At 66.1% G+C, this 11,876-nt stretch carries 10 protein-coding genes and 1 pseudogene; 8 read left to right on the top strand and 3 right to left on the bottom strand.

Annotated features, from left to right (window positions below; translation table 11 throughout):
- The first annotated feature begins 325 nt into the window (after window positions 1–325).
- From G6031_RS08680 to G6031_RS08665, 4 genes and pseudogenes are all read left to right on the top strand, one after another.
- Complete coding sequence (locus tag G6031_RS08680; RefSeq protein ID WP_182653028.1) at window positions 326–913, top strand: hypothetical protein; 588 nt, start codon at window positions 326–328, stop codon at window positions 911–913.
- Entirely contained in the window at window positions 910–1,788 is an 879-nt protein-coding gene (locus G6031_RS08675) for a hypothetical protein (RefSeq protein ID WP_182653027.1), read from the top strand. The genes G6031_RS08680 and G6031_RS08675 overlap by 4 nt, the downstream gene beginning before the upstream one ends.
- A 444-nt stretch (window positions 1,789–2,232) precedes the next feature.
- Window positions 2,233–3,489 (top strand): annotated as a pseudogene (istA, locus tag G6031_RS08670) (IS21 family transposase).
- Window positions 3,486–3,830, top strand: coding sequence for a hypothetical protein (locus G6031_RS08665; protein ID WP_182653026.1), 345 nt, complete (start codon window positions 3,486–3,488; stop codon window positions 3,828–3,830). Before istA ends, G6031_RS08665 begins: the two are co-directional and overlap by 4 nt.
- Window positions 3,831–4,167: 337 nt before the next feature.
- Here the strand turns inward: G6031_RS08665 and G6031_RS08660 are convergent, their stop codons facing one another.
- Window positions 4,168–5,514 (bottom strand): RNA-binding domain-containing protein, encoded by a 1,347-nt coding sequence (locus G6031_RS08660; RefSeq protein WP_182653025.1) that lies wholly within the window; start codon window positions 5,512–5,514, stop codon window positions 4,168–4,170.
- Between the two features lie 276 nt (window positions 5,515–5,790).
- Window positions 5,791–6,222, bottom strand: coding sequence for a hypothetical protein (locus G6031_RS08655; RefSeq protein ID WP_182653024.1), 432 nt, complete (start codon window positions 6,220–6,222; stop codon window positions 5,791–5,793).
- A 613-nt stretch (window positions 6,223–6,835) separates the two neighbouring features.
- Here G6031_RS08655 and G6031_RS08650 point away from each other — a divergent pair.
- Both G6031_RS08650 and G6031_RS08645 read left to right on the top strand, forming a co-directional pair.
- A complete protein-coding gene (locus G6031_RS08650; RefSeq protein WP_182653023.1) occupies window positions 6,836–7,807 on the top strand; it encodes a hypothetical protein in 972 nt (323 codons plus the stop codon).
- A gap of 86 nt (window positions 7,808–7,893) precedes the next feature.
- On the top strand, window positions 7,894–8,862 hold the full coding sequence (locus G6031_RS08645) for a tyrosine recombinase XerC (protein ID WP_182653022.1): 969 nt from the start codon (window positions 7,894–7,896) through the stop codon (window positions 8,860–8,862).
- Between the two features lie 21 nt (window positions 8,863–8,883).
- On the opposite strand, the gene G6031_RS08640 is transcribed toward G6031_RS08645, so the two are convergent.
- A complete protein-coding gene (locus tag G6031_RS08640; RefSeq protein ID WP_182653021.1) occupies window positions 8,884–9,480 on the bottom strand; it encodes a M23 family metallopeptidase in 597 nt (198 codons plus the stop codon).
- A gap of 399 nt (window positions 9,481–9,879) precedes the next feature.
- On the opposite strand from G6031_RS08640, the gene rpsB reads away from it, so the two are divergent.
- Window positions 9,880–10,776 (top strand): 30S ribosomal protein S2, encoded by an 897-nt coding sequence (rpsB, locus tag G6031_RS08635; protein WP_182653020.1) that lies wholly within the window; start codon window positions 9,880–9,882, stop codon window positions 10,774–10,776.
- A gap of 205 nt (window positions 10,777–10,981) precedes the next feature.
- The gene (gene tsf / locus G6031_RS08630; protein ID WP_179525458.1) at window positions 10,982–11,806 is read left to right on the top strand and encodes a translation elongation factor Ts; all 825 of its coding nucleotides are present in this window, start codon (window positions 10,982–10,984) and stop codon (window positions 11,804–11,806) included.
- Window positions 11,807–11,876 lie beyond the last annotated feature (70 nt).

Below are 11,876 nucleotides of genomic sequence, written 5' to 3'. Positions count from 1 at the left end.
TCCTTGTTAGATCGGAACCCTCCGACAGATCCAGGGAGGTTCAGAGATAGGCGACGTTGTCGAGGGCTCCACCGCAGGACGATCCTGCGGGGAGTCCACGGTGCAGTCCTAGGTGCCGGCCAAAGCCGGAGGGTGTGGACCAAATGGCGCACCCGTTGCACCGGACTTGGCAAGAGTTTTGGGCCGGGCACCAAGGCTTACAGCAGCAGCGCACCGATGCGCCTGCGGTGACAGACCTGCCGCGAACCCGGATGTCGACATCGTGCATCTCAGCACGTCTACACGAGGTCTTGTTGTGTATACATGGAGATGGTTTCATGTAGGCATGACTGATGAAACCGAGGGCGCCAGAACCGCCGACTTGCCCGCGACCGTGAAGGTGACCGGGCCTGGCGTCTCGATCGAGCGCGGGGTCGACGAGCGCACCATGAACGCTGTAATCGGGCTGCTGGTTGGCGTCCCTGTGCCCCGGCCGGGTGGTGGCGATCCGGCCGGTAGTAGCGGCGGTGGTGGCGGCGGTATGGATGAAGACAGCGGTGGCCGTGGCCTCAAGTGGGATGAGCGGATGACCCTGGGCGAGTTCCTTGACGACTCCGGAGCCAAGACGTTCCCGCACAAAATCTGTGCTACGGGCTTCTACCTTACGGCCATCAAGGGCGCCACGGATTTCAACCGCGACGAGGTAAGGTCCGCCCTCCTCGCGGCGCGGGAAGACATGCCGGGCAACTACGCTCGTGACTGGGCGACCGCAACTAACTTGAGCCTTATCGCGCCAGAGGGCCACGACGCCACCCGCTTCTACATCCCACGTACCGGCAAGAAGGCGATCGACTCCAACTTCGAGGACACCCCAAAACCGCGCCGCACCCGGAAGTCGACAAAGAAAGCGAGTTCCAACGGGGGCGCTGAGTGACCGACAAGGCGGTCGGCGTCCGCGTTCAGCGGATGCCGATCTCCGAACAGGTGGTCGTGCTGGCTTCGATAGCCTCCGGGCGCTCGGATGACGACACGTTCACTGGGCGCGCCGTAATGGACCTTTTCCTCGAAACTGCCCTTCCGCCGCCCGCCAAAATTGGCAACGTGTTAAGCACTCTCAGGAACAACGGGCGGGTCACACCCGCCAGGGCGCACGGCGCCTGGCGGCTGACTCCACTAGGCAAGAAGCGGATCGCGGAGCTCATCGGTGCGGACGCCGCCGCGCTGCTGGCCGAGTCTTTGCCGGGTGGCGCTGACCTCGGCCACATGCGACACCCGCTGATCCCAGCCTCTCTAGCGCCGCCACAGCTCGTGCGGCCGGTCGCCGACTTCACGAAGTTCTCACCGTCTGCCAGCCACGTGTTCGGTATGACCCGCTTTCCCATGGGCCACGAGGAGCCAAATGGTCCCGACCCCGTGGCGGGGGCCCTGGAGGCTGCGGAAGTCGCGCTCGGCGGCCACGGTCTGCGCTTCCTGCTGGCGTCCCAGCGGGCGCTCGTGGACGATCTGTGGGGGAACGTGCAGGCCTACATGTGGTCGAGCAATTACGGTGTCGCGTTCTTCGAGGACCGCCGCGGCCGTGGGATGAACTACAACCTGGTCATCGAGGTCGGCGCCATGCTGATGGCCGGTCGACGATGCCTGCTGCTTAAAGACTCGTCAATCGACAAGATGCCGACGGATCTGGTCGGCCACATCTACAAGTCGGTCGACCTGGACGACCCTGCCACGATCACCCGGGCGGTCCACGATTGGGCCAGCGACGATCTCGCACTCGGGCGGTGCGAGGGCTGTCCCACGGGCAACGGGTAGCGCTTGCGAGCATGAGCAAGACGCGTGCACGGTCAGCGCTAGCTTCGAGTGCGCGTAGTGCGGCCGCTGAATTGGAGCGAAAGGACGCATCCAGTTGGCTCGCTTATCGTGATCCCGTTGCGGTCAACGCCTCCGCAGTTTGAACGGTCCGACATCGTCTTTGACCCTAACCACCGGAGACGTGACAACATCCAAGAACTCCATGGCGGCTCGTTCCGCCGTGAGTGCTCTAGATCGTGTCCAAGTACATCCTCGGCAGGCCGGACATCGACGTGAGCCCGCGCGGGTACAGGTAGCTTTTCGAGGCAACAGTGAACGTAGTTGTCGCCCGCCGAGGTGCACTTTCCGCCCCGTGCTGAGTGTGCGGAGTTCTCGGTGTCGACGGCGCGTGAATACTGACCCCCGGTTGACGGGTGAAGTTTGACCCCTCCCGACCCTGGGAAGGTGATTGCAGTGGAGCAGTGGGCCGAGATGCGTCGCTTGCACAACAGCGAAGGGGTTCCGATCAAGGAGATCTCGAGGAGGTTAGGGATAGCGAGGAATACGGTGCGCGCGGCGCTGGCCTCGACTGAGCCGCCGCAGTACACGCGGGCGCGCAAGGGATCGTTGGTCGACGCCTTTTAGCCGGAGATCCGCAAGCTCCTGGCGGAGTACCCGACGATGTCGGCCACGGTGATCGCCGAGCGGATCGGGTGGCCGCACTCGATGACGGTCCTGAAGGACCGTGTGCGGGCGATCCGTCCGGAGTACTGCGGGGTGGACCCGGCGGACCGGATTGAGCACAAGCCAGGCGATACGACGCAGTGCGATTTGTGGTTCCCGAAGACGCCGATCCCGTTGGGTGGTGGCCAGATTGCCCAGACGCCGGTGTTGGTGATGACGTTGGCGTTCTCGCGGTTCATCTCCGCGACGTTGATTACCTCTCGCACGGCCGGGGACTTTCTAGCTGGGATGTGGCTGCTGATGGGCCAGCTCGGTGCGGTGACCCACCGCCTGTGGTGGGACCGCGAGTCGGCGATCGCCACCTCGGCGGGCAAGCCGACCATCGGCGCAGTAGCGTTCGCCGGGACGTTGTCATCGAAGCTGGTGATCGCCCCGCCTCGGGACCCGGAGTTCAAGGGCATGGTGGAACGCCATAACGGCTACCTCAGCGGGTCGTTCTTGGCGGGCCGGCAGTTCGCCGGCCCCGACGACTTCAATGCCCAGCTGACCCAGTGGCGGGCCACGGCCAATAATCGCACTGTGCGGGTGCTCGGTGCTCGCCCCGTGGATGCGCTCGCGGAGGACCGGGGCCGCATGTTCGACCTGCCGCCGATCGCTCCAACCACCGGAATTCGCTCAAAGGTGAGGTTGGCACGGGATTACTACGTCCGTATCGACTCGGTGGACTACTCGGTCGACCCCCGGGTGATCGGGCGGCTGGTCGAGGTCGTCGCCGGCCTGCAGACGGTCGCGGTGACCTGCGCGGGGGACGTGGCGGCCGAGCACCACCGCAGCTGGTCCCGCCGGGGCACAGTGACCAGCCCGGAGCATGTGGAGCTGGCTAAGCAGCTGCGAGTCGAGTACTGGGACCGGGTCCGCCAGCAACCTGCGACGAGCTCGTTCACCGATCCGGTGGTGCGCTCGCTGAGCGACTACGACGACCTCTGCGACGTCAACTTCCCCGGTGGCGTGGCCCTGGGCTCGGAGGTACCGGCATGAGCAACGACGCCACTTCCCAGGTCGCCTACGCCGCTCGGGTCCTCAAGGCACCGACCATTACCAGCGTGTGCGCCGATCTCGCCGATACCGCCCGCGAAGAGGGTTGGACCTACGAGGAGTTCGCCGACCGGGAAGCCTCCGGCATCCAGGTCCGCACTCGGGCTGCACGCTTCCCACAGATTAAGACGCTGGAGGACTTCAACGTCGATCATCAGCCGATTTTGCGCGGCCGCGCCGGCGGAGATCGTGGCGTCCGCGAGGACGGCGTCGCCACCACGAGGGCGGTACTCTTCGGCTGCTTTCCACGGGCGCGGCAGTGCGCGGTCCCGAAGGGTGGTTGAGGTCAGCGGGTGGCGGCCTCCATTCTTCGATCCCGGTGGGCTGACTCTTGTGGAGAGCGTCCGCACCGGTGCGTCTTTCGAGTCGGATGCTTTCACTGTTGTCATCGTCGGGTTCTGGGGGCGATTTTGTAGGGGGTCGGATTCGTCGGAACCACGTTGGACGGTGTCGGCCACGGTCTAAACGGACCCGTCGTTTCCGCATGTGGGCCTGATGTCGTGGCTGGAATTCGATGTCGACAATGTCACCGAGGTTCCGGTGCTTTTGCCGTCCATGCGCCTGTTTATTGAGCACGCATTGACGGCTCGGGACTTCTATCACGCCCTCGTCTAAGTCCAATTAATGGTTGAGGTTGGTTTTGTCGAGGATGTTGTCCTGGAGATCCATTAGGGTCTTGTCGGCCACGTTGAGTCCGAACTTCCGCAGGATCTGTTGGGTGAGATCGACGCCTACAGCCCTGGGGGTGGCCAATAGTGCGGGCGACTTCAGCACGACGTTCGCGGTGAGCGTTGCAGCATGAGTCACGTAGGGACCGTGAAGCTGTCGCCTCCTCTCGCCGGAGATGAGTTCGCGGCCGTCGATGTTCTTCAGGCTGACGTCGATGCTGACGGTTTCGACCCCCAGAGCACTGGCGTAGCGGGCGCCGAGCTCGGCGACCTCCACCAGGTACAGCAGGATGTCCCAGACCGCGACCGCTCCGGTGGCCGCAGGGTCTTCGGGCCGCAGTTCGGTGGCGTCGCGCAGATCGGTGACGATGACCCGGCGCTGGAGAAAATGGCCGCTGGAAAAGACCCGCCATGACTCGACGTGTGGCGTCACGTCGGCCTGCAGGTCCTGCCCGACCCAGTTTCCGTGATGGGCGACCCGGTCGCGGCTGCTAACCATCGGAACCGGCCAGCCGCGAAGCCGGACGGCTTGCATTGCGACGAACGACTGGAGCTCGTCTGAACGGATGCGGTCGGGGTCGTACGGGCCGGGGCGAACCGAAACGTCGGTGTAAGCGGGCCGGACGATGCCTGCGCCTAGGGCACCTTCGATGGGGTTGTCGACCGATGACGGTACCGCCCACGCTTCGACCGCCTCGAGGTCGAACGCGGCGGTGTCCAGCATCTCGGGGGTTGGCGGCGCTGTGAACGTGAACGGTGCGCTCGCGTGCTCCGAGCGCCGGAAGTACTCTCGGACGCCCTTATCGATGGCCAAGTTGTGAAGGTCGCGCATGTCGACCAGCGAAGGAACAGGGCTGGACTGCGGTTTTCCGCGGGGCCGGACGTAGGTCTGACCTGCTTGAAGGACGACGGGGTAGTCCTTCTTGCAGATGTGCAGGTCGATGTCGAATTCCTCAACATCGATGATGACGACGGTGGCGCCGGAACTGAGCCTGAAGCAGTGGAGGTGAAAGGTGACTGGCGGGTCGCTGTACTTAGCGAACTGGTCGTTCACGTTGTCGTAGTCGGTCCACTCGTTCGCCTGACCAAGGGGAAGGCCCGGTGTCATCGCGGTCATCTGGTCGTCGTCAATGCCGAGGCACACCTGGCCGCCGTCGCGCAGGTTCCCCATTGCCATCGCGGCCCGCACTACGCGGGCGACGTATTGCTTATCGGTGATGGTCCCCGGTCCTTTGACCTCGAACGAGCGAGATTCATAGCCTAGGCGGAGACTGTCCTCGACTTCCTGCTGGCTGATCACTAATTCAGTCTAGCTGCGAGCTAGGATCTGACCTCGCACCTTCCGCGAGCTGCAAAGGGTCTACGGTTCGTGGTCATCACCATCGCTTCGGTCAGTCGTTGTCGACTAACTGGCTGCGGAGTGGTGGTTGCGGAGAGGATTTTTCCAAGTCTGCGCGTTTCCTTTGTGGGGTGCCCGGTGAGGCCGTTGAGCAGTGCACCCCCTTCGTCCCGCCCCAGGGAGCTGTGGATGACGGCGCGGGCGTGGTCGCGGTCGACAACCCACAGTTGTGCGTGCTCAATTGGGCTGAAACTGGATTCTCAGAAGTCGAGCAATACGATGGAACTCCAGGTACTGCTGTTTCAAGCCAAAAATGTGCTCAGGATTGGGCGGGGTCGTCCAGGTGAAGAAGCCCTGGATGGCATCGCGCGTGCCCACCGCGAGCGGGTGGTTCGCCCCGCTCGTGGGCGACATGGTGTCCGCACTCTCGAATCCGGGCTTGGCATCGTGATCGGAACCGATCAAGTTTTTCAAGACGTCGTGCAGTTGCGACTGTTCGCCACCGTCAAGGTCTCGCACAGCATCGCGAAGCGTCGGACTGTAGACGTGCGAAATCCTTCGGCGCAAAGCTGGTTCCGGGTCCTCGGCAACGCTCTCGGAGACCGACCAGCTGGTGACGCTCCGTCGTGGTACGTCCAGGTCGGTCGCGACGCTGGTGGTGCGAATCAAGTTCTCATGGGCGTGGAGGACCTCAGCCAGGAAAACGGCCTTCCCAATTTCGGTCAGAACCCTTACCTAGCCGTCACTTCGACCTGCACGACCGGCCTCTCCCGACCGTCGAGGTCACGTTCAGCGGCGAACTAAACTGTCGGTCGACCAGACGCGGGAAACGTCGAGAGCCGCAGCGCGCTGATAATGGCGCTCTTGCCAGAGGCGTTCTTTCAAACGAGGTCCGGGATGTCTGGGCGAACGCGACAGTGGAGTCACGGCAGGCGCAGAAGTGCTGAAGACGGACCGAAGAGAGTTGCGCGATGCCTCCGAGTGTGGATCGCGCGCGACGTGAGGGATCTCGACGCTGACCGGTTTCCATCCGACCCTATAAGCGGATGGTAAGGGGCAAACGGGCCTGCGCACTCGTGCAGCGCCGATCCCCACCGGACGTCGAACGATCCGCCCGAATCGCAGTCGAGACTCGGCTCAGTTGGCCGCTGAAGGCCTCATCGCGACCCTACAGTAGAGGCGGTTGCCAACTGCTCTCCCGAACCGCCGGGCGGTTGGTGACCACGGGGCGCGAGGCGACGTTGACAGTGGACACTGTTCTCAGCTTTGAGACCCTTGGGTTATGGTCCTGATGGTCGCACCGGTCGCCAGCGCCTTGGATGTCGCACACGAGCGAACAAGCCTGTGGTTGTCGCTCCATCTCGGGAAAACAGAGAGGATCCCTGTGACTACGGTACGCACACATGGAATCTTGGCTTCGAGCCGGCCGGTCGAGGCATATGGCGGCATGCAGTTGGCCGAGGAGACGATCGAAGAACTGGCACAAGTAGTGCGTAGCGGCACCATCCCGGTGTCCATCGCGCATGACTCGGCCCGCCCGGTTTCCGTGTCTAACGTCGACAGCGGAACGCGGCGAAACGACGAGGGATATCTCGAAGCGTGGGTCGAGTTCGACGTCGACGAGACTCGATGGGAGGCGTACCAAAGCGCGGTGAGGGCAGCTGGCATCGATGGCCTCGGAGGCATGTCCATCACCTTCATGAACCCGCTCGACGGTGAAGAGACGGTCGATACCCCGGTAAAGGTCGCGGGGGACGCACACCACTTCACGGATGACGAGATACGAGCGGCCGCCGTCCTTCTCCGGGCTCTCGATCCGTCGGCGTCTGGCGAGCGGTTGTACCAACTCTCGGCAGTCCCGGCTCTCAGAGTCGTCTTCGACCTAATGCTGGATTCCGTCATGAGCATCGGGGCGAGTATCGCGGCTTCAGCCATTTACGACGCCGCGAAGACACTGTTCAAGCGAGGTCAGACCAACAGCGTCGACATCGCCTTCAAGGAGGCAAAGAGTGGCGCTCGATCGTTGAAGATCGCCATCAAGTACCACACCGAGGAGGAGTTGAAAACCGCGATGGATCGGCTCCCTGCCGTTGTGGAGTCGGGGGCGCGTGGCACGTTCGCGCATCACGCGGACGGCTATGTTCAAGTCGACAACGATGTTTCACCCGCCATTGACACTGCGGACGGCACCGCTGAAGTCGAGGCCTCCGAGGAGACTTCAAGTCCCGAGGACCGAAAGCCGCCCGCCGAGTAAGGGCCGTGCGAGCGGCGCCGCAGGCCAGATGGTTACATGAGGGCGCCCCTTGCGCCTCGTGGTGGCACAAGTGACAATTGGTACCCATGGGACATCCGGGCGGGTCGGGCGACAGCCACGGCGAGGCCCGGTCTCCACTCGAGGACGTCATCGACGACTACGTCGAGGATCTGAGAACCGGCCGGTCGCGCTCGGAGGCCACCGCTCGCTCGTACCGCTCCGACGTCCGGGCGTTGATCGCGCATCTGGGAGCGGACGGCGACGGGCCGGTCAGGGTGACCGATCTCGCCGCGGCCCTCACCCTGCCGGCCCTCAGGGGTTGGCTGGCCGCGCAGGTCGGGGCCGGCGCGGCCCGGTCGACCATCGCCCGGCGCGTGGCCGCCGCCCGGTCGTTCAGCACGTGGGCCTACCGCAGAGGTGTGCTCCCCACGGACGTGGCGGCCAGGTTGGAGGCGCCCCGGGCGCAACGTCACCTGCCCCAGGTACTCGATCGGGCTCAGGCCGCCGAGACGATCCGGACCGCCGAGCTCGGGGCCGCGGAGGGCGACCCGATCGCCCTGCGTGACCGCCTGGTCGTGGAGTTGCTCTACTCGTGCGGCGTCCGTGTGGCCGAGCTCTGCGGGGCGGACGTGGACGACGTCGACACCGGGCGTCGACTCCTGCGGGTGACCGGTAAGGGCGACAGGGAGCGTGCGGTCCCCTACGGCCCGCCCGCCGAGCGTGCGCTGCGCGCCTGGCTCGACGGAGGCAGGCCCGCGCTGGTCACCGCCGCCTCGGGTCCGGCCCTGCTCCTCGGGGCGCGCGGAGGGCGCCTCGACCCCCGGGCGGCGCGACGGGTGGTCAACGAGGTCACGTCCGCCACTCCCGGATCGCCGCGGGTCTCCCCCCACGCACTGCGCCACAGCAGCGCCACCCACCTGCTCGAGGGTGGAGCCGATCTCCGCCACGTCCAGGAACTCCTGGGTCACTCGACGCCGGCGACCACCCAGATCTATACCCACGTCTCCGCGGAGCGGCTCCGTGCCGCCTACCGGGGCGCCCATCCGAGGGCCTGACCGGTTCGGTCCGGGGAGGGGTCAGCCGACCCCGTCGCCGGGAAGGGTCGGCTTGAGGCGGATCGGCCTGGCATCGACCGCCAGCAGGCTGAGCGGATCGATGTAGTCGTCGTCCCCCGACGGCCCACCCGAGGCCAGGCGCGCGCCCCAGTGGAGGCACGAGTCGACGGGGCACCCGGCGTGGCCGGTGAGAAGATGTCCCACCGCGTCCCCGGTGGTGACGCCGGCGCCGGTGCGCACGGTGGCCCGCACCGGCTCGTAGGTCGTGCGGAGACCCGCGCCGTGATCGATCGAGATCACCGGACGACCGCCGACAGGCCCCGCGAACAGCACCGTGCCGCCGGCGGGTGCACGAATCGTCGTCAGTGGTGGCGCCGCCAGGTCCACCCCCCGATGGCCGGACAGCCAGCGCTCGGCGGGAGGGTCGAAGGGCGTCACCACCGACACCGGACCGTGCAGCGGCCCCCTCAGGTCCCGGCGAGGGGGCTCCGGGACGGCGGCCGCGGGAGGGACCGAGACGAGGGTCGCGAACGCCGCGGCGGCCACCGCCGCGGCCGTCGAGGCGATCACCGTCGGTCGGCGGCACGGCGAGTAGGTGGTCGGAGTCGGGGGGCTCATGGATCGAGTAGACCCGGAGGCGTGGTGGGTGACCCGACCGAAGGATCCCGCTGTGGACGGGGTCCACGAGGGTCCACAGGGGTAGGACGGCTATCGATCGCGTGTTGGAGTGCGGGCGCGGGCGGGTTATGATTGCCGATGCGGTCGACTGACGTCGATTGACTTCGCGTGTCCTGCGCCTCCCACGGGAGGAGCATCCGGACCCTGGGCCGAACAGCCCCGGCTTCACCGGACACCGGACCCGTAGGTGCCCCTGCTCGTCGGGGGTTCGGTCCGGTGCGGACACCAGGGCCCGAGACCACCCGGTTTCTCGGGCGTAACCCGATACACACCAGAAAGCGAGGACGAGGGCCTCGCGGTCCGGCTGCTTACAAGCCGGACGAGCCCCTCAACACTTCCATGGCAGTTATCTCCATGAAGCAGCTGCTCGACGCGGGCGCACACTTCGGTCACCAGACCCGTCGTTGGAACCCGAAGATGCGGCGGTTCATCTTCACCGACCGCAACGGCATCTACATCATCGACCTGCAGCAGACGCTCACGTACATCGACCAGGCGTACGAGTTCGTCAAGGAGACCGTCGCCCACGGCGGCACGGTCCTGTTCGTCGGCACCAAGAAGCAGGCCCAGGAGGCCATCGCCGAAGAGGCCGCCAAGGTCGGGATGCCGTACGTCAACCAGCGGTGGCTGGGCGGCATGCTCACCAACTTCCAGACCGTGCACCAGCGCCTCATCCGCCTCAAGGAGCTCGAGGCGATGGAGCAGTCGGGTGGGTTCGAGGGCCGTACCAAGAAGGAGATTCTCATGCTCACGCGTGAGATGACCAAGTTGGCGCGCACGCTCGGCGGCATGCGGGACATGACCAAGGTGCCGTCCGTGGTGTGGATCGTCGACACCAACAAGGAGCACATCGCCGTCGGCGAGGCACGCAAGCTCAACATCCCGGTCGTGGCCCTGCTCGACACGAACTGTGATCCCGACCTCGTGGACTACCCGATCCCGGCCAACGACGACGCGATCCGCTCGGTCAGCGTCCTGACCCGGGTCATCGCCTCGGCCGTCGCCGAGGGCCTCAAGGCCCGTTCACAGGCGGGCAAGGCCACCGGCGAGGAGGCCGAGCCTCTCGCCGAGTGGGAGGCCGAGCAGCTCGACCAGGTGACCGGTGAGACCGCGGCACCCGAGGGTGAGACGGCGGCCGAGGCTCCCGCAGCCGACGCCACCGCGACCGACGCCCCCGCGGCCGAGGCCGAGCCCGCTGCGACGGAGGCCCCCGCGGCCGAGTCCACCGAGGCCTGATCTCCCACCACCAGCTCGAGCACGTCGGGCCCGGCCGCCCACGATCCCCACGCGGGATCTCCCGGGGGCCGGGCCCGACGTGTCGGTGACGGTGGGCGAGGGTCCCCCGGCGCCGAGGCGTCTAGGGTGGAGTCGATCGCGCCCGCCGGCCGACGTCAACAACTTCCGACACATCACGAACTCTTTTTAGGAGGGTCGCCCCACCATGGCGAACTACACCGCTGCCGACGTCAAGCGTCTGCGTGAGCTCACCGGCTCCGGGATGATGGACTGCAAGAAGGCACTCGAGGAGACCGACGGCGACTTCGACAAGGCCGTCGAGGTCCTGCGTATCAAGGGCGCCAAGGACGTGGGCAAGCGTGCGGAGCGCACCACCGCCGAGGGCCTCGTCGCCGTCAAGGACGGTGTCATGATCGAACTCAACTCCGAGACCGACTTCGTGGCGAAGAGCGCCGAGTTCATCGCGCTGGCCGACAAGATCGTCGACGTCGCCGCCTCCCAGGGCATCTCCGACCTCGACGCCCTCAACGGCGCCGAGCTCGACGGGTCGACGGTCGCCGACGCGGTGGTCTCGTTCTCCGCCAAGTCCGGCGAGAAGCTGGTCCTGCGTCGCGTGGGCAAGCTCGACGGCCCCGTCGCGGTCTACCTCCACAAGCGCTCCTCCGACCTCCCGCCGGCCGTCGGCGTGATGGTGGCCTACCAGGGCGAGGGCGAGTCCGCCGAGGCCGCCGCCCGCTCGGCCGCCATGCAGATCGCCGCGCTCAAGGCGCAGTACGTCTCGCGCGACGAGGTGCCCGCCGAGATCGTGGCCAAGGAGCGCGAGATCGCGGAGGCCACCGCCCGCGAGGAGGGCAAGCCCGAGCAGGCTCTGCAGAAGATCGTCGAGGGTCGTCTCAACGGCTTCTACAAGGACGTCGTCCTCCTGGACCAGCCGTCCGTCACCGACAGCAAGAAGACCGTCGGCGCGCTCCTCACCGAGGCCGGCGCCACGGTGACGGCCTTCCTCCGTTTCGAGGTCGGCCAGGCCTGATCCGCCCCTGGTACCCGCGCTCGCGGGTACTCCTCCGACGGCGGCACCCGGACTCCCGGGTGCCGCCGTC

The organism is Dietzia sp. CQ4, assembly GCF_014145125.1.
GTDB classification, from domain to species: Bacteria; Actinomycetota; Actinomycetes; order Mycobacteriales; family Mycobacteriaceae; genus Dietzia; species Dietzia natronolimnaea.
This window is presented reverse-complemented; position numbering and strand designations above follow the sequence as displayed.